Annotated in this window: 16 protein-coding genes; 9 read left to right on the plus strand and 7 right to left on the minus strand. The window is 75.1% G+C overall.

Going from position 1 to position 18,331, the window contains the following annotated elements; translation table 11 throughout:
- Window positions 1–49 precede the first annotated feature (49 nt).
- Window positions 50–538, minus strand: coding sequence for an Lrp/AsnC family transcriptional regulator (locus AB0B83_RS14680; protein ID WP_132239914.1), 489 nt, complete (start codon window positions 536–538; stop codon window positions 50–52).
- A gap of 150 nt (window positions 539–688) precedes the next feature.
- On the opposite strand from AB0B83_RS14680, the gene hppD reads away from it, so the two are divergent.
- The 4 genes from hppD (at window position 689) to hisC (ending at window position 4,809) form a co-directional block, all read left to right on the plus strand.
- Window positions 689–1,894, plus strand: coding sequence for a 4-hydroxyphenylpyruvate dioxygenase (hppD, locus tag AB0B83_RS14685; RefSeq protein ID WP_357578618.1), 1,206 nt, complete (start codon window positions 689–691; stop codon window positions 1,892–1,894).
- Window positions 1,895–2,007: 113 nt separating this feature from the next.
- A complete protein-coding gene (locus AB0B83_RS14690) occupies window positions 2,008–2,634 on the plus strand; it encodes an RDD family protein (RefSeq protein ID WP_357578619.1) in 627 nt (208 codons plus the stop codon).
- 22 nt (window positions 2,635–2,656) lie between these two features.
- The gene (locus AB0B83_RS14695) at window positions 2,657–3,709 is read left to right on the plus strand and encodes an RDD family protein (RefSeq protein ID WP_357578620.1); all 1,053 of its coding nucleotides are present in this window, start codon (window positions 2,657–2,659) and stop codon (window positions 3,707–3,709) included.
- Window positions 3,706–4,809, plus strand: coding sequence for a histidinol-phosphate transaminase (gene hisC / locus AB0B83_RS14700; RefSeq protein WP_357578621.1), 1,104 nt, complete (start codon window positions 3,706–3,708; stop codon window positions 4,807–4,809). The genes AB0B83_RS14695 and hisC overlap by 4 nt, the downstream gene beginning before the upstream one ends.
- 83 nt (window positions 4,810–4,892) lie before the next feature.
- Here hisC and AB0B83_RS14705 read toward each other — a convergent pair whose 3' ends face one another.
- The 6 genes from AB0B83_RS14705 to AB0B83_RS14730 form a co-directional block, all read right to left on the minus strand.
- Entirely contained in the window at window positions 4,893–5,018 is a 126-nt protein-coding gene (locus tag AB0B83_RS14705; RefSeq protein ID WP_357578622.1) for a hypothetical protein, read from the minus strand.
- 53 nt (window positions 5,019–5,071) lie between these two features.
- Window positions 5,072–6,352, minus strand: a complete 1,281-nt coding sequence (locus tag AB0B83_RS14710) for a PQQ-binding-like beta-propeller repeat protein (RefSeq protein WP_357578623.1) — start codon at window positions 6,350–6,352, stop codon at window positions 5,072–5,074.
- 206 nt (window positions 6,353–6,558) lie between these two features.
- Entirely contained in the window at window positions 6,559–7,035 is a 477-nt protein-coding gene (locus AB0B83_RS14715; RefSeq protein WP_357578624.1) for an SRPBCC family protein, read from the minus strand.
- 102 nt (window positions 7,036–7,137) lie between these two features.
- Entirely contained in the window at window positions 7,138–7,347 is a 210-nt protein-coding gene (locus tag AB0B83_RS14720) for a DUF397 domain-containing protein (protein ID WP_357578625.1), read from the minus strand.
- 179 nt (window positions 7,348–7,526) lie between these two features.
- Window positions 7,527–8,726, minus strand: coding sequence for a fumarylacetoacetase (gene fahA, locus AB0B83_RS14725; RefSeq protein ID WP_357578626.1), 1,200 nt, complete (start codon window positions 8,724–8,726; stop codon window positions 7,527–7,529).
- The gene (locus AB0B83_RS14730) at window positions 8,723–9,595 is read right to left on the minus strand and encodes a hypothetical protein (RefSeq protein ID WP_357578627.1); all 873 of its coding nucleotides are present in this window, start codon (window positions 9,593–9,595) and stop codon (window positions 8,723–8,725) included. Before AB0B83_RS14730 ends, fahA begins: the two co-directional genes overlap by 4 nt.
- 95 nt (window positions 9,596–9,690) lie before the next feature.
- Here AB0B83_RS14730 and AB0B83_RS14735 point away from each other — a divergent pair, with 95 nt between their 5' ends.
- From AB0B83_RS14735 to AB0B83_RS14755, 5 genes are all read left to right on the plus strand, one after another.
- A complete protein-coding gene (locus AB0B83_RS14735; RefSeq protein ID WP_357578628.1) occupies window positions 9,691–10,857 on the plus strand; it encodes a homogentisate 1,2-dioxygenase in 1,167 nt (388 codons plus the stop codon).
- Between the two features lie 310 nt (window positions 10,858–11,167).
- Window positions 11,168–11,350, plus strand: a complete 183-nt coding sequence (locus AB0B83_RS14740) for a thiopeptide-type bacteriocin (RefSeq protein ID WP_357578629.1) — start codon at window positions 11,168–11,170, stop codon at window positions 11,348–11,350.
- A gap of 103 nt (window positions 11,351–11,453) precedes the next feature.
- Window positions 11,454–14,228, plus strand: a complete 2,775-nt coding sequence (locus AB0B83_RS14745; protein ID WP_357578630.1) for a lantibiotic dehydratase — start codon at window positions 11,454–11,456, stop codon at window positions 14,226–14,228.
- A 91-nt stretch (window positions 14,229–14,319) separates the two neighbouring features.
- Window positions 14,320–15,447 (plus strand): lantibiotic dehydratase C-terminal domain-containing protein, encoded by a 1,128-nt coding sequence (locus AB0B83_RS14750; protein ID WP_357578631.1) that lies wholly within the window; start codon window positions 14,320–14,322, stop codon window positions 15,445–15,447.
- Entirely contained in the window at window positions 15,444–18,329 is a 2,886-nt protein-coding gene (locus tag AB0B83_RS14755) for a TOMM precursor leader peptide-binding protein (RefSeq protein ID WP_357578632.1), read from the plus strand. The genes AB0B83_RS14750 and AB0B83_RS14755 overlap by 4 nt, the downstream gene beginning before the upstream one ends.
- Window positions 18,330–18,331 lie beyond the last annotated feature (2 nt).

The raw sequence follows: 18,331 nt of genomic DNA on the forward strand, positions 1-18,331 counted from the left end.
GCGCCGCCGTCCCGCGCCGCCGTGTCGCCCCCCTTTCTCGCGCGCCTGCTCAGCGTTGGGCGGCGGAGCGGATCAGGGGGAGGGTGCGGTAGGTGATCTGTTCGGCCAGGGCGATGATCGTCGAGGCGCGGCGGATGCCCTCGTACGACACGATCTGGTCGATCACCCGCTGGAGGTCGGTGTTCGATCGGGCCACGATCCGGCAGAGCAGGTCGCTGGAGCCGGTGATGGTGTGCGCCTCCAGCACCTCCGGGATCGCGGCCAGGTGCGCGGCGACCAGGTCGTGCCCGTCCCGCTGGCTGATCTCCAGGGTGACGAAGCTGGTCACCCCGAACCCGATCGCCGCCGGGGAGATCTCCGGCCCGAAGCCCGAGATGACGCCCCGCTCGACGAGCTTGTCCAGCCGGGCCTGCACGGTGCCCCGGGCGACCCCGAGGCGCCGGGAGCACTCCAGCACCCCGATCCGCGGTTCCTCGGCGAGCAGTTCGATCAACCGCGCGTCGAGGGCGTCGAGCTGTACACCCTGACCAGCACTCATGGCAGATCACCCTACTGAATGCGCAACCTGACCAGGCTTGGGCGCGACAGTTGCCCAGTGCGGCACTTCCCCGCGATCCTCGCCACAGCACCACCGCACACGACCGACGGCGGCGGCCACGGGGCCGACCGGAACTTGAGGGAGACCGCGATGACCCAGGCGATCGACCGACCCCAGGCGACCGACGACGTCGACGTCGACGTGCTCGTCGGCGCCGTCGACCACGACATCAGCCGCGACCCGTTCCCGGTCAAGGGCCTCGACCACGTGCACTTCCTGGTGGGCAACGCCAAGCAGGCCGCGCACTACTACTCCACCGCGTTCGGCATGACCTGCGTGGCGTACCGGGGCCCCGAGCAGGGCTACCGGGACCACGCCCAGTACGTGCTGACCAGCGGCTCGGCGCGGTTCGTGCTGACCGGCGCGGTCCGCCCGGACGCCCCGGGCGCCGAGCACGTGACCAGGCACAGCGACGGCGTCTCCGACATCGCGCTGGAGGTGCCGGACGTCGACGCCGCGTACGCGCACGCGACCGCGCAGGGCGCCACCGGCCTGACCGAGCCGCACGACGTCAGCGACGAGCACGGCACCGTCCGGATGGCCTCCATCGCCGCGTACGGCGACACGGCGCACACGCTTGTCGACCGCTCCCGCTACACCGGCCCGTTCCTGCCCGGCTTCGTGGCCCGCAAGCCGATCGTGGACCGGCAGCCGATGATCGACGCCGGCCTCCAGCCGAAGCGCTTCTTCCAGGCCGTCGACCACGTGGTCGGCAACGTCGAGCTCGGCCGGATGGACGAGTGGGTCGAGTTCTACAAGCGCGTCATGGGCTTCTCGAACATGGCCGAGTTCATCGGCGACGACATCGCCACCGACTACTCGGCGCTGATGAGCAAGGTCGTCGCGAACGGCACCCGCAAGGTGAAGTTCCCGCTCAACGAGCCGGCGATCGCCCGCAAGAAGTCGCAGATCGACGAGTACCTGGAGTTCTACCGGGGCCCGGGCGCCCAGCACATCGCCGTGGCCACCAACGACATCCTGGCCAGCGTCGACGCCATGCGCGCCGCCGGCGTCGAGTTCCTCGACACCCCGGACTCGTACTACGACGACCCGGAGCTGCGCGCCCGGATCGGCCAGGTGCGGGTGCCGATCGAGGAGCTGAAGGCCCGCAAGATCCTGGTGGACCGGGACGAGGACGGCTACCTGCTCCAGATCTTCACCAAGCCGGTGCAGGACCGCCCGACGGTCTTCTTCGAGCTGATCGAGCGGCACGGCTCGCTCGGCTTCGGCAAGGGCAACTTCAAGGCGCTCTTCGAGGCCATCGAGCGGGAGCAGGAAGCGCGCGGCAACCTGTAACACTGACGAGCGTGACGCAGCCTCCGACGTACCCGACGCCGCCGGCCGGTGGGTTTCCGCCCGCCGCCGGCGGCTTCGCGCCGCCTTCCGGTCCCTCCAGTCAGGGGTACGCGGTGCCACCGCAACACGCCCCGTCGCCCGGTCAGGTCCCGCCCCCGGGCTGGACCCCGCCGCCCCCGGGCTGGGCCGGGCCGCCCCGTCCGGCCCCGGCGCTCGGGCCGGGCGGCCAGCCGCTCGCCAGCTTCGGGGACCGGCTGCTCGCCGCGCTGATCGACGTCGCGCTGAGCACGCTGGTGGCGACGGTGCTCTTCCTGCCGCCGTTCCTGATCGTGATCTGGAACATGATGGACGACCTGACCCGGACCAACCCGGACGGCACCCTCGCCGATCCCGACCCCGCGTCGTTCCTGACCGACTTCATGCTGCCGATCCTGCTGCTTGAACTGGGCCTGATGGTGGTCATGCTCGGGCTCTACTGGCTCTACCACGTGGAGTACATGAAGCGCACCGGGCAGACGTACGGCAAGCGGGTGATGAAGCTGCGGGTCGTGCCGCTCGACCCGGCCGCCACGCTGGACCGGCGGATGACCGGCAAGCGGTACGCCGTGCAGTACGTCGCCGCCATGTTCCTGCCCGGCCTCAGCTACCTCGACGGGCTCTGGCAGTTGTGGGACAAGCCCTGGCAGCAGTGCCTCCACGACAAGTTCGCCGGCACCGTCGTCGTTAAGGTGTCTGCGTGAGCGAGCGCAGCGAGGCCAGGCCATGAGTGTCGGACCGGGATGGTACGTCGACCCGGCTGATCCGGAGACCCGACGTTACTGGGACGGCGAGGGCTGGATCGGCGCACCGATCCCCGTCGACGCCACCCCGCCCGAGGGGCCGCCGCCGGCCGAGCCGCCACCCGCACCCGCCCCGACGTCACCCGCGGCCCCGGTGCCCGCGTCGGGCGCCCCCGCGGGCGGGCAGCCCTTCCCGGGGCAGCCGCACCCCGGGCAGCCACACCCGGGGCAGGCCTATCCCTGGCAGCCGCCGCAGGGTCACGGCCACCCGCAGGGGCCGGGCCACCCGCAGGGGCCTCCGCCCGGCTGGCCGCCCGGCGGCGGTCCGCCGCCCGGCTGGCCGCCCGGTGGCTGGCCCGGACGGCCGCCGGAGCCACGCCCGCACGGGCTCCCGCTGGCCGGGTTCGGCGCCCGGCTGGTCGCCCGGCTGATCGACTTCACGGTCGTCTTCGCGCTGAACGCCGTGGTGAACGGCTGGTTCGTCTGGCGGCTGGTCGAGGAAACCACGCCGTACTGGCGGGAGGTGTTCCGGCGGGCGATGGCGGGCGACAGCTCCACCGACAACCTGCCGCAGCCCAGCGAGCAGGCCGGCGGCCTCCAGGTCGTCATCCTGCTGATCGCCACCGCCCTCTGGCTCGCGTACGAGGTGCCGACGACGGCCTCGGGCGGGCAGACCTTCGGCAAGCGGCTGGTGGGCGTCAAGGTGCTGCCGGTGAGCGCGGACGAGCCGCTCGGCTTCGGCCGGGCGCTGCGCCGGTGGAACACCCTCGGCCTGCCCACCCTGCTCTGGTACTGCTGCGGCCTGGGCCTTCTGCTCCAGCTCGTCGACGCGCTCTCCCCGCTCTTCGACCACCCGCTGCGTCAGGCGCTGCACGACAAGCGGGCGCAGACCGTGGTGGTCCAGCTCCCCCGCAGCAAGCGCGGCACCACGGGCGAGCGCGGCACGCCGGACGACCGCACCAGCACGCGCGAGCCCACCACCACGGACGACCGCACCCCCGACGACCGCACCGACCCCTCGGGAGACACCCCATGACCGACCCCGGACGTCACCAGCCGGAGCTGCGGCTGACCCGCCCCGACCTGAACGCGCTGCCCAACTACGTGCCCGGCCGCAGCCCGGCCGACCTGGCCCGCGAGCTCGGCCTCCCCGAGGCGATCAAGCTGGCCAGCAACGAGGTGCCGTACGGGCCGCTGCCCGGCGTCGTGGAGGCCGTCGCCGGGGCCGCCGCCGGGGTGCACCGCTACCCGGACATGGGCGCGCTCGCGCTGCGCGAGGCGCTGTCCGAGCGGTACGGCGTGCACGTCGACCAGATCGCCACCGGCTGCGGGTCGGTGGCGCTGGCCGAGCACCTCGTCCGGGCCACCTGCCTGCCCGGCGACGAGTTCCTCTACGCGTGGCGCTCCTTCGAGGCGTACCCGATCATCGCGGCGACCAGCGGCGCGACAAGTGTGCGGGTGCCCAACGACGCCGGGCATGGGCACGACCTGGCGGCGATGGCGGCGGCGGTGACCGACCGGACCCGGCTGATCGTGGTCTGCAACCCGAACAACCCCACCGGGACGTCGGTGCGCCGGGCGGAGCTGGACCGGTTCCTGGACACGGTCGGCGAGGACGTGCTGGTCGTGATCGACGAGGCGTACCGCGAGTTCGTCACCGACCCGGACGTGCCGGACGGCCTCACCTACCTCGACCGGCCGAACGTGGTCGTGCTGCGCACGCTCTCCAAGGCCTGGGGCCTGGCCGGCCTGCGGATCGGCTTCCTGGTCGGCCAGCCGGCGGTGGCGGCGGCGATCCGCAAGGTCGTGACGCCGTTCTCCAGCAACATGGCCGCGCAGGCGGGCGCGCTCGCCGCACTGGCCCAGGAGGACGAGGTACGGCGGCGGTGCGCCCTCGTGGTCAGCGAGCGCGACCGCGTCACGGAGGCGCTGCGCAAGCTCGTCCCGGACGTGCCGGACAGCCAGGCGAACTTCGTCTGGCTGCCGCTGGGCGACCGGGCGGTGGACTTCGGCAAGGCGTGCGAGGCGAGGGGCGTGATCGTCCGGCCGTTCGCGGGCGACGGGGTCCGGGTCACCATCGGCACCCCGGCCGAGAACGACGCCTTCCTGGCGGCGGCGGAGACCGCGCTGGCCTGAGGCAGGTGCCGGTCCGGTCCGCCATCCCCTCGCGGACCGGACCGGACTCTCAGGCGGCCTCCACCGGCCCCGAGCCGCACCCGTCAGGCGGCGGGACGGTCGTCGGCGCCGTGGTGGACGCCGCCGGCCGGGCGGGTCGGCGCGGCGTCGGCCGGCGAGGCGGTGACGAGGATGAGGATCGCGCCCAACAGGGCAGCCAGGAAACGCACAAATGGACTCTAAGTAACTTATGTCCGTTTTGTCGAGCAGCCGGGCCGGCGTTTCACGTCGCGGCGAAGAGCATCGGCTCCGAGGTCAGGTAGTACCGCTGGTCGTCCGCCGTCGGATCGACCGGCTTGCGGAGCCGCTCCACGGCCACGAAACCGCCGGCCGCGTACACCGCGCCGGGCACCCAGCCGATCCCGTCCGAGCCCACGTTGAGCGCGAAGAAGGACCGCTGCGCCCCCGTCGCCGGGTCCAGCGTCAGCAGGTCGTTCGTCTCCGTCAGCAGGTGCACCCGGTCGGGCTGGACGGCGAGCAGCCGCGCCTGCGACGGGCCGGGACGGCGCCACAGCTCCGCGCCCGTACGCGCCGAGCGGCCGACCGCCACCCCGTCCACGACCGCCACGGCCGTCCCGCCGACGAGTTCGGCGTCCGGCCGGTCCAGGGCCGGGGCGGTGACCGGTTCCCCGGCGCCGAGCAGCCAGCCCCGGCCCGCGTCGTCGCCCGGCCTCGCCGTCCGCAACCCGGTGCACCCCGTCCGGCCGGTGCCGCAGCCCAGCAGGGTCGCCACCAGCTCGTCGCCGGCATCCGGCGGTCGCCAGCGCAGGCCCACCGCCCCGGTCGCAGCGTCGCGGAACTCCATCGTCGCCGGCCCCGCGCAGGAGTCGACGGTGATCAGGTGTCCCGACGCGGTCGTGCCGAGCGCGTCCCGGCACCCGGCGACCGTGTCGCCCGGTGGCAGCGTGACGGTGACGTGCGACCGCCACAGTTCGCGGCCGTCGGCCAGGTCCACGGCACGCGCCCACTCCGCCCCGGCCGCCACCACCACCTGCCGCCCGTCGGGCGCGGGGGCCACGAAGATGCCCTGCGGGTCCCAGACGGTCGCCGCGCCCGTGCGCCGGACCGCCCGCTCCCCGACCGGTGCTGGCCCGTCCGCCCGCCAGGCGACCCGGCCCGTCCGCGCGTCCAGCGCCACGAGCCGCCCGTCGGACCAGCGAGTGACCACAGTCGTCCCGCTCGCCACGACCCCGTCGAGCGTCGCCGGCCAGCGGCGGTACGACCAGTACGGGGTCGTCCGGTGCCGGCCGTCGACCGGGCGGTCGGCGTAGACCTGGCGGTGGGCCGCGTAGACCCGCAGCCGGCCGTCCACGACGAGCGGGGCCACGGGGAGCCGGCCGATCACGCCGGCTGAGGGGGACGCGGCAGCCGGGTACCCGGCCCGCGCGGGCGTGCTGACCTCGGCGGGGGCGAGCACCCGGTAGACCGTCGCCGCGACGGCGACGGTGCCGAGCAGCGCCGCGACCGCCACCGCGATCCGCCGCCGGCCGTTCGGGAACCCCATGCCGCACCTCCGCCCGGCACCCTACCCAGCGGAACCGGTCAGGGCCCTGTCAGGTCACCGGCGCCCGGGCACTCCGGCGGTGACGTGCCGGGGGCATCCACGAAGCGCCCTGGGCATGCGCCTCGGACCACCCGGCGTGCGCCTCAGATCGCCCGGCGTGCGCCTCAGACCGCCCGCGTGCGCCTCGGACCAGCCCGGCGTGCGCCTCAGGCCGCCTCGGTCGCGTTGGCGGCCGCCGCGGCGGCGGCCAGGTCGGCGAGGTCCTGCCGCAGCGCGCGCTCGACCGCCCGGGCCGCCAGCCCGCCGAGCAGCAGCGCGACCACCCGACCGTAAGGGGCGGTCGGCACCGCCTCCTGCTCGACCGTGACGGCGGTGCAGCCCCGGCGACGCCGCTCGACCGGGCGCAGCGCCCAGGTGATCCGGTAGTCCACGCCGGCGCCCCGCGAGCCGAGCACCAGCCGTCGGGGCGGCTCGGCCTCGATGACGAGGAACTCCTCGACCAGCGCGGTGCCGTCGGGCTGGGAACGGGTCTCCCGCCACACGGTGCCGGGGCCGAACGGGTTGGGGGTGAGCACCTCCACCGGGCCGGTGAAGCGCCGGGTGCGGGTGGTCAGGTCGGTCAGCAGCCGCCAGAGGTCGACGTCGTGCGCCTCCACGAACTCCGTGACCGCCACCGTCGACATGCCACCTCCCGTGGCCTCGACGGTACGCCGGGTGAGCGCGGATCGGGGCCCCCGGAGCGGATTTTCCACCGCCGGGAGCCCCGATCCGGAGCGGTCGACCCGTCAGCGACCGAACTGGCCGGCCCGGATCGCGCCGACGAAGGCCGCCCACCCCGGCGGGCTGACCGCCAGCGTGGGGCCTGCCTGGTCCTTGGAGTCGCGTACGCCCACCACGCCGAGGTCGTCGACCAGGTTGTCCGCCACCTCCACGCAGAGCCCCTGGTCGTTGGAGCGGCTGCTGGTACGCCAGACCGCGCCCGGGAGATCGTTCATCGTCGTCACCTTCCTGTCGTCGGTACGCCAACCGGCGGCCGGGGCCGGAACCGGAAGGGGGACGTCCGGCCCGGCCCCGGCGCGGCATGGCGACGGAATCCGCGACGATCAACGCGCAAGCAACGGTCCCCGGTCGCACCAACTGTGCGACCGGGGACCGTCGATGATCGGAAGGTGGGTCAGCGGGCGGCGAGGACCTGCCCGGTCACCTCGCCCAGGGCGATCGTGGTGCCGTCCGGGCCGGGCGCGGTGGCGGTGATCGTCACCGTGTCGCCGTCCTCCAGGAAGGTGCGGGTCCCGCCGTCGGCGAACTTCACCGGCTCGCTGCCGCCCCAGGTGAGTTCCAGGAACGAGCCGACCTGTCCCCGTTCCGGCCCGGAGACGGTGCCCGAGGCGTAGAGGTCGCCGGTGCGCAGCGAGGCGCCGTTGACCGTGAGGTGGGCCAACTGCTGCGCCGGCGTCCAGTACATGGTGGCGAACGGCGGCTCGCTGACCCGCTCGCCGTTCCACTCCACCGACAGGCGCAGGTCCAGCCCGAGGTGCGGCACGTCGCGCAGGTAGGCGGCGACCGGCGGGTCCTGGTCGGGGGCGGGGACGAAGGCGTCGCCCAGCGCGTCCAGCGGGGTCACCCAGGCCGCGACCGAGGTGGCGAAGGACTTGCCGAGAAACGGGCCGAGAGGCTGGTACTCCCAGGCCTGGATGTCGCGGGCCGACCAGTCGTTGACCAGCACGACACCGAAGACGTGGTCGGCGAAGTCGTCGACGGAGACCCGATCGCCCAGCGGGCTGGGCACGCCGACCACGAAGCCGACCTCGGCCTCGATGTCGAGGCGTACGGACGGGCCGGTGACCGGGCCCTGCGGGGTGGCCCGCTGCCCGCTCGGCCGCACCACCGGCGTGCCGGAGACGACCACCGTGCCGGCCCGACCGTGGTAGCCGATCGGCAGGTGCTTCCAGTTGGGCAGCAGCGGCGGCTGACCGGGGCGGAAGATCTGGCCGACGTTGGACGCGTGGTGCTCGGAGGAGTAGAAGTCGACGTAGTCGGCGACCTCGAACGGCAGCTGCATCCGCACCTCCGCCAGGGGCACCAGCAGCGGCTCCACCGCCGGCCGGTGGGCGGCGTCGGTGAGCAGCTCGGTCACCCGCTGCCGGACGACCGTCCACTGTGGTCGACCGAGGGCCATGAAGTCGTTGAGGGTGGGCCGACCCAGCGTCCCTGCGGCCAGCACCAGGCCGGCCTCCTCCGCGCCGGCCAGGTCGAGCACGAAGTCGCCGATGCGTACGCCGACGCGCGGCGCGCCCTCCGCGTGGCGGAACACCCCGTACGGGAGGTTGGCGACCCCGTACGACGAACCGTCGGCACCCGTCACCCAGGTCATGCTTGAAAGCCCCCGTTCACCAGCCCCAGCCGGATCAGATCGGTAAGTGGTTCCAGGATGCTGCACGAGCCGAAGCCGATCCACAGCGGGCGCGGGGCGTCCAGCCCGGCCTCGGCGTACTGCACGAGCGGGCGCGGATCGGTCGCGGTGAGCAGCTCGGCGACCGACTCCACGGTGGCACCCCCGGCGGCCGCCAGCGCCGCCGCCAGCACGTTGACGAAGCCGTGGTGGGTGAAGCCGGTCTCCGGGTCGAGGTGCCGGACCGCCTGGTGCAGCCCGGCGGTCAGCTTGAACGGCAGGTCCCGGTCCCGGCAGGCGCAGATCACGGCGGCCAGCTCCGCCGGGGTGGGGAACAGCTCGGCGGCCAGCCCGCCGGTGCGGAACTTCGCGGCGATCGGCAGGCCGTCGGCGCGGGCGGCGGCGAGCGCGTCCAGCGCCCCCATCAGCCCGAACGTGAGCGGCAGTTCGGCGTAGACGGCGTCGAGGGTGGCCGGACCGGCACCGGCGCGGCGGGCCAGCGCCACCAGCTCGGTCAGGCCGGGCAGCGGGTCCTCGCCGCGCTTGGCGACCGCCGCCTCCACCTGGCGCACGCGGATGCGCGGGTCGGCCGTGGCCCGCACCTCGTCGAGCCGGTCGAGGGGCACGTCGCCGATCACCCCGACCGCGATCCGCTCGTCGGCGCCGAGCAGGCCCGCCACCTCGGGCAGCCTCGTGGCCGGGACCAGGAGCGGGCCGACCAGGTCGGCGTACCAGGAGGTGCGGTGCCGCCGGTGCGCGGCGACGGCGGCGGGCAGCGGCGCGCTGCCGGGCGGGAAGACGGCGGCGTCGTCGACGAGGCCGTCGACGAGCGCGGGCACCTGCGTTGACACGAGACAAGAATGTACGGGACGCTACAAGGAACGGACAACAGCGTCCGATTATCGGACGCCGTTGGATCGGTGAACGGGACGAACCGGGAGGCGAGATGCCGTACTACCGCAGCGTCGGCGAGGTGCCGCGCAAGCGCCACACCCAGTTCCGCCAGCCCGACGGCAGCCTCTACGCCGAGGAGCTGATGGGCCAGGAGGGCTTCTCCTCCGACTCGTCCCTGCTCTACCACCGGCACGCGCCGACCGCGATCGTGGCCGCCGAGGAGTTCACCCCGCCGGCGTTCACCCGGGTGCCGAACCTTCCGCTCAAGCCCCGCCACCTGCGCACCCACAAGCTCGACGGCGCCGGCGCCGACCCGGTGCTCGGCCGGCAGTACCTGCTCGCCAACGACGACGTGCGCATCGCGTACGTGCTGGCGGACCGGCCGTCCCCGCTGTTCCGCGACGCCACCGGCGACCACTGCCTCTACGTGGAGTCGGGCACCCTGCGGGTCGAGTCCACGTTCGGCGTGCTCGACACGGTGCCCGGCGACTACGTCGTCATCCCCACCTCGACCATCCACCGGCTGGTGCCCACCGGCGACGCGCCGACCCGGCTGCTCGCCGTCGAGGCGGCCGGCCACATCGGCCCGCCCAAGCGCTACCTCTCCGTGCGGGGCCAGTTCCTGGAGCACTCGCCCTACTGCGAGCGCGACGTCCGGGGGCCGGACGCGCCACTGCTGGTCGACGGCGAGGACGTGGAGGTGCTGGTCCGGCACCGCCGCGGCTGGACCCGCTACACCTACGCCCACCACCCGTTCGACGTGGTCGGCTGGGACGGGCACATGTACCCGTGGGCGTTCTCCATCCACGACTTCGAGCCGATCACCGGCCGGATCCACCAGCCGCCGCCCGTGCACCAGACCTTCCAGGGCCCCAACTTCGTGATCTGCTCGTTCGTGCCCCGCAAGGTCGACTACCACCCCGACGCGATCCCGGTGCCGTACAACCACCACAACGTCGACTCCGACGAGATGCTCTTCTACACCGGCGGCAACTACGAGGCCCGGCGCGGCTCCGGCATCGAGCAGGGCTCGATCTCGCTGCACCCGTCCGGCTTCACCCACGGCCCGCAGCCGGGCGCCGCCGAGCGTTCCATCGGCGCGGACTTCTTCGACGAACTCGCCGTCATGGTCGACACCTTCCGGCCGCTGGACCTCTGCGACGCCGCGACCGCGTGCGAGGACGACGGCTACGCCTGGACCTGGGCCCGCCGGCCCTAGGCGGACGGTTCCGGGTGAGCGGTGCCGCGGTCCGGCAGAAGCGGACCGCGGCACCTTCGTGCGCGCGGGGGCGGGCGGGCGTCTGCAGCCGCGTCCGCAGTGCCTCCTGCCTCCCGCGCATCAGCCGCGGGAGCGCACTTCCTTCTCATCGTCCGTCCACAGCCGTCGTACGGCCATCGGCGACTGGACGCTCGGACGAATAGTTCGTGGGCAGAGCTGACTAACATCTTGCGCACTGTCCATCTTGTCATCGACAAGTGCGCTTGTTCGTCGACGACATCCCCTGAAATCGGAGTACACGATGCGCGACATGACGGCCACGCTGGCCGACCTCGAAGACCTCAACCTGGCCGACCTCGAGGTGTCCGACCTGCTGGAGGTGCACGCCGTGCGCGAGTCGGTGGCCCTGCCGGAGACCGGCGCCTCCGCGAGCGTCTCGATCGTCTGGGAGTGGCTCGGCTACTCCTCCTGCGCCTACGAGCTGCCCCAGTAACAGGCCGTGACCGACCGGTGGGGCCGGGACGCCGACAGCGGCGGCTCGCCGGCCCCACCGGCTCGACCGTGGTCGCGGTCGACGACCGCGTACGGAGGAACGCGTGACAACCACCCGCCAGTCCCCTGCCCCGCCGCCGGCTCCGGCAGCGGATCACCGCGCCGCGTCGGCCGTGCAGGTCGCTCCGTACGTGCTGATCCGCCGGACGGCGGTGGACCAGCCGGCGGCCGGACCGGCCGGACGGCACCTGCGTCGCCTCCAGGACCAGCTCGTCGACCGGCTGGTCGAGTGCCGCACCCTCGGCCCCGGACTCACCGAGGAGCTGTACCGGCTCGGCGGTCAGGTGCCGCCGGCGTACCGCCGCTCGGTCCTGCTGCCACTGCGCCGCGACGTCCACAACGGCCGCTCCCCGGCCGACGACCTCCGGACCCGGCTCGGCGACCTGCCCGGCCGGCTGCCGGCGCTGGGGCGCTGGCTGCGGGCCCGGGCCGAGGTCGACCGGCTCACCGCCGCCCTCGACGCCGGATCCGACGCCACGCTGGCCGAGGAGCGCGCCGCGCTCGCCGCCCTGTGCGGCAGCGAGGCGTTCGGTCGGGCCGCCGCGTTGACCAGCCCCGAGCTGTTGGCGGCGGTACTGCGGGCGGCGGCGCGCGGCGGCGACCCGGACGCCCGCGGCCGCAAGTCCGAACCGACCGTGCTCCGGTACGCCTTGCGGGCCACCACCCGGACCAGCCCGCTGTCCTGGTACACCGTCGTCGGCTGGGCCTCCTGGCCGGACGCGGAAGCAGTCCCCGCCGCAGCGGCGTCCCCGCCCGGCGGGGCAGACCTCGCGGCGGGCCTGGACCTGACGGCAGCGGGCGAACCGGTGGCGGTGACCCGTCCTCCCGCCAGCCTCGTCGCCAGCCTCTTCCTGGCCGGGAGCAGCCGCCCGGGCCAACTGCCGCGCATCCCGCACCGGCTGGCGCCGGGCACCCGCGTGCACGACGGGCACGTGGTCTTCTACCGGGAGCACCCGACGACCGGCGCCGACGGCATGCCGGTGATCCGGGAGGAGCGCGTCCGGATGCCGCTGCGGCCCGCGCTGGCCGCGATCGTCCGGGTGCTCCGCGCCGCACCGGGCGGACACCCGCCGGCGGAACTCGTGGCGGCCCTCGGCCGAGGCGCCGGCCGCCCCGCCGCTGACGCCGCCGAGGCCGAAGGTCTAGCGCGGCGTCTCGTCACCCAGCTCTGCGACGAACGCCTGCTGATCCCGGTGCCCCCGACCACCGAGCACGACCCGGCGGCGCTGGCGGCGGTCGCCGACTGGCTCGGCGACACCGGCGCGCCCGCCCTCGCCGACCAGGTACGCCAACTCGACCAGGACATCCGGTCACTGGCCGAGGTCGACGCGGCGCGACGCGGCGCGTTCGTACGACGGATCGGGGCCGGCTGGCAGCAGGCCCTGGGGCAGCTCGGCGCCACCGCGCCGCCCCACGCGCCCGTCACCGAGGACGTCGTGCTGCCCGGACCGGTGCGCCTCACCCGGCCGCCCGCGGACACCGCCGACCTCGCCGCGCTGACCGGCCTCGCCCTGCTGTTCGACAGGGACCAGGTGTCGCGCCGGCTCCTGCGACACCGGTTCGTCGAACGCTACGGTCCCGGTGGCCGCTGTGCCGACCTCGGCGAGTTCTTCGCCGAGGTGGGTGCCGGTTTCGGTGACCTGCCGACGGTGGCCCCGGACGGGACCCTGACGGGCGGCTCCGTCGACCGGGTGCCCGAGCTGGCCGAGCTGGCCGCGCTGCGCCAGCAGGTGGTCCGCGCCGTACGCGCCGACGGGGCGAGCGACGGCGTACAGACCGTCGTCGCCGCCGAAGTCGTCGCCGAGGCGGCCGCCGCGCTGCCCCGCTGGCTGCGGTCCCGACCGGTGTCGTACGCCTTCTTCGGCCAGCACGGCCCGGACGGATCGCTGCACCTCAACCACATCTACGGCGGCTGGGGCCGGTTCACCAGCCGCTTCCTGGACCTCTTCGGCGACACCGGCATGCGCGACGCGGTCGCCGCCCAGCTCCGCCGGGTGCTGCCCGGCCGGGTGGCCCAGTTCCGGCCGGTGCACGGCTTCAACGCGAACCTGCACCCGCTGCTGGTGGGCGAGGACATCGGCGACGACCGGCGACTGGGCGGGCTCGACCTCACCTCGATCGAGCTGGTGCACGACCTGGTAGACGACCAGATCCGGCTGCTCGACCCGGCCACCGGCGAGCTGCTCGACGTGTTGTACCTCGGCTTCCTCGCGCCGCCCGCGCTGCCGGCCCGGGTGGCCGCGCTGCTCGGCGACCTGGGCACCAGCGAGGTCGGGCTCCGCCACCTGGCCGCGACCCGCACGGTGTCCGGGCCGGGCGGGCAGGCCGTGGTCTCCGACCGGCTCCGCTGCGGCCGCGTCGTCCTCGCCCGCCGGAGCTGGCGCTTCGACGAGGGCGCCGAGCGGCACCTACGCGGGCTCGGCTCGCCGTCAGTGGCCGCCGCCGCGGCGCTGCGGGCGGGCTGGGACCTGCCCGACCAGGTCTTCCTCAACCAGGGCGGCCGGCACGCCGGGCAGCCGCCCGCACCGGGCCACGCCGCCCGGCACTCCGGCGGCCAGGCCCGGCAGCCGTCGGAGCTTGCGTCCGCACCGCCGCCTTCCCCGGCGATCGCCGGGCTCCGGGAGGCCGTCGCCCGACCCAAGCCGCAGTTCGTCGACCTGGCCAGCCCGCTGCACCTGCGCTGCGTGCCCCGCTGGCTCGCGCGGATCACCGGCCGGCTGGTCGTCGAGGAGGCCCTGCCCCGCCCCGCCGGCCACGACCGGCCGCACCGGGTCACCGAACTGGTCGTCGAGACCTACCTGCCGGCGGCCCGACCGTGACCGCCCGCGTGGCCCCGGAAGTCGTCGACCGACATGAACGTGAGCGGCGCCGGCCGCCCGACCGCACCATCGAGCCGAGTGGAGCCGAGCGATGACCGAGCCGAGCACGACCGGACCGTCCCCGACCACCGACGTCGTGTGCCACTACCACGAGGAGGCCAAGGCACCGCTGCTGCGCGACGCCGTCCTGCCCGTCGCCGAGCGGCTGCGCGACGCCGGGCTCTCCGTCCACCTGGAACGGCACTGGCTGCACGGCCCGCACGTACGCCTTCGGCTGCGTGGGCCCGAGGCGCACCGGGCCTCGGCGGCCGCCGAGGCCGCCGAGACGTTGCGTGCGCACCTGGCGGTGGCGCCTTCGCGTGCCGGCCTCGACGAGGAACTGCTGCTGCGGCGTTCCGAGGCGGCCGGCCGGGCCGAACTCGTGCTGCCCCCGTACGACCCGATCCGGCCCGACAACACGGTGCTGGTGACCGACGGCGACCAGAGTGCCCTGGTCGCGCTGCTCGGCACGCCGGGCGCGGTCGAGTGCCGTGCCGACGTCCTCGCCGCCGGGCTGGCTCCCGTGCGGGTGTCGCTCGATCAGCTCGCCCTCGTCGGAGACGCCCAGGCCGCCCGGGTGGGCGTGGTGGTCACCGCCATGGCCGCGCACGCGGACACCTGGCCCGGACGGCTGTTGTCCGGCTACCACACCTTCCTGTCCCACCTGGAGGACTTCCTCTTCGGCGAGCGGGGCGACCTGCTGCGCCCGCGCTTCGCGGCCTTCGCCGAGCGGGCCGGCGGGAGGTACCACGACCTGGTCCGACAGGCGTCCACGCCGGACACCACCGAGCCGGTGGCGGCGGCGTGGCGGGCCTGGAGCGCGGCCGCGTGGCGGATCGCCGAGCGGGCGTACGACGCGGGCGCGCTCAATGGCGCCTTCTCCGCCGAGTTCCGGCGTCTGACCACCTCGTTCGACGACGCCACGGCGATCCGGTGGGACCTGAGCCGTCGCGGGGCGAGCGCCTACCACCAGGCGCTGGAGGCGTCGGGCTTCCAACGGATCGCCGCGAGCCGGGAGTTCCAGGTCTACCGGTTCTGCACGAACATGCTCTACCAACTGCTGACGCTCTGCGACGTCGCGCCGATGGAGCGGTACCTCGGCGCCCACCTGCTCGTCGAGGCGACCCAGGAGATCCACGGTCTGTCCTGGCAGGACGCCTTCGCCGCCCGCACCGGATGATCCGCGTGGACGCGGGCGCGGTGACCCTGCGACCGGGCACCCTGGTCCGGGCGGTCGAGGGCGGGCTGCTCGTGGGCGGCTGGTGGTCCGGTTCGGTGGTGACCTGCCCGCCGGTCGCCGGCGAGCTGTGGCGACGGCTGGAGCCGCTCCTGCGCCGGGGCCTCGACCCGGCGACCGCCACCCCGGGGCTGCCCGAGCCCACTGCCCGGGCGGTGGGCTGGCTGCTCGACCTCCTCGCCGAGCACGACGTCCTGGTCGACGTCCGCGTGGCGCGCGACGCCCACCCGTTGGCGGCCTGCCTGGCGGGGCTCGCGCAGGATCCGGCCGGGGCGCTCGACGCGGTGTCGCGGTGCAGGGTCGGGGTCGCCGGCGAGGGCGACCTTCCGCCGGCCGTACGGGCGGTGCTGACCGCCTGCGGGCTGTCCACCGGGGACGACGCGGACCTCGTCGTGTGCGTGCACCCGGAGGACCCCGGCGACCGGCGGGAGCCGTGCCGCCGGGCCGCGTCCCGGCAGCCCGGCTCCTCCCGACCCGCCGTGTTACCGGTGACGATCCGGCCGGACGGCGCGCTGATCGGCCCGCTGGCCCCGGCCGGTCACCCCGCCGCCGCAGACCTGTCAGCCGCCACCGGCCGGGCCACAGCAGCCACGGCCGCCACCGGCCGGGCCACCGACGCCACCGCCGCCGCAGGCACGGACGCCGGTCCGGTCACGCCGGCGACCGGCCACCGGTCGCTGCCGTTCCTGGTGGCGCACGAGGTCGTACGCGCGCTGGCCGGGCTCGCCGACGGCACGGCCCTGTCGCTGCGCGGCGGGGTCGTCCAGCGCGTCGGCGAGCCGACCGGCAGGCAGTCCCGGCCGTTCGCAGCGCGGACCGGGGCGCTCACCGGTGCCCCTGCGCCGGGCGCCGGGGCGCTCCCCGATGGCCCGCCGCCGGGCACCGGGGCGACGGCGGGAACGGTGCCGGGCCGCCCACCGGTCGACCCTGGCACCGCATCCCTCGGTTCGGGCGCGGCGGACGACGGCCCGGTGCGGGTGATCGGAGACGACGACCGCCTGGTCCGGGCGATCGCCGTCGGCGCCTCGGCCGTACGACGACGGACGGGTCGGCCGGTGGTGGTGGGTGTCGGGGCGGACTGGCCGGCGGCCCGGCACCTGGCCGGACAGCGGGCCGCCCACGCGGCCGGCAGGGCGTACCTGCCGGTGCGGGCGCGCGGGACGGCGATCGAGATCGGCCCGCTGAGCAGCCCCGGCGCCGGCGGCTGCCTGCGGTGCGCCGACACCCGGCACCAGGCCGTCCTCGGTGCTGGCAGCACCGCCGCGCTGCTCGCCGACGGTCGGCCGCTGCCGCTGCCGCCGTACTGGCTGGGGCTGATCGGCCAGTTGGTCGCCGACCGGCTCGCCGACGACGCCGACCCCCGCCTCGCCAGCGTGCTGTCGGTCCGCGACGGCGCGGTCGGCCGGCACCTGATCCGCGCGGTGCCGGACTGTCCGGCCTGCGGGGCCCTGCCACCCGACTCGGCCACCGCCGCCACGATCAGCCTGCACCCCCGCCGGCAGCCCGCACCCGACCGGCTCCGGGTCCGTCCCGGGCTGCCCGACCTGGCCGGGCTCCGCGCCGAACTCGTCGACCACCGGTACGGGCCGGTCACGCACGTCCACACCGAGCGCCGGGGACCGCTCGCGCTCGCGGCGGCGGAGATGCCCGTCCCCGGCCGGTCCGGTCGGGTCGGTGGGTACGGCCGGGCGGCGGACCATCCGACCGCCCAAACCCTGGCGCTGCTGGAGGCGGTCGAACGGGAGGCGGGGCGCTGCCCGCAGGGCCGCCGGACGACGACGTTGGGAAGCTACCGGGAGCTGGCCGCCGACGCCGTCGACCCCGCCCGGCTGGGCCTGCCGGAGCCCGAGGCCGTCCGCCGTCGGGCGTACCGGCTCGACCCCTACACCCCGGACGCGGTCACGTCGTGGGTGTGGGCGTACGACCTGGTCGCCGCTCGGCCGGTCCTCGTGCCGGAGCACGCGGCCTACTACGGGGTGGCACGGGCCGGAGCCGCCCGGTTCCTCCGCGAGTCGTCCAGCGGCTGCGCCGTGGGTGGCTGCCTGGAGGAGGCGGTCCTGCACGCCTGCCTGGAGACGATCGAGCGGGACGCCTTCCTGCTCACCTGGTACGCGGGCCGTACGCCAACGGCCCTGGCGCTGCCGCCCGACGCCGATCCGCTGACCCGGCGCATCGTCGACCGGATCGCGGCGCGGGGCTACCGCCTGCACCTGCTCGACGTCACCAGCGACGTCGGGATCCCGGCCGTCTGGGCCCTCGCCGTCACCGACCGGGCCGGCCGGGGCGCGACCTTCTCCGCCGCCGGGGCGCATCCCGATCCCCGCCGGGCCGCCGCGGCGGCGATCCTGGAGGTCGGGGTCAACGTGGCGGTCGCGGCGAAGGTGGCCCGCCCGCCCCGCGACCGGCTGCTCGCCATGCTCGCCGACGCCGACCTGGTGGACGAACTCGGGGACCACGCGGCCCTGCACCTGCTGCCGGAGGCCCTGCCCCGCTTCGACTTCGCGCTGCGGGAGGCCACCGCCGGCCCGGCGCGACCGCTCGACGAGCACTTCGCCGGCTGGCGCGAGCGGTGGCTGCACCCCGACCTGACCGAGGTGCTGCGCAGGGTCGTCGACGCGATGGCCGCCGCCGGGGCGCCGCCGCTGGTGGTGGACCAGACCGGGCCGGCCGAACGACGCCTCGGCCTGGCCGTCGTCAAGGTCCTCGCCCCCGGGGCCGTGCCGATGACCTTCGGGCACCTCAACCGGCGGGTCGACCTGCCCCGCCTGCGGCAGGCCCGGCTCGCCGCCCCCGGTCGCCCGATCCTGCCCCACCCGTTCCCCTGAAG

Source organism: Micromonospora sp. NPDC049060 (assembly GCF_040649055.1).
GTDB lineage: Bacteria > Actinomycetota > Actinomycetes > Mycobacteriales > Micromonosporaceae > Micromonospora > Micromonospora reichwaldensis.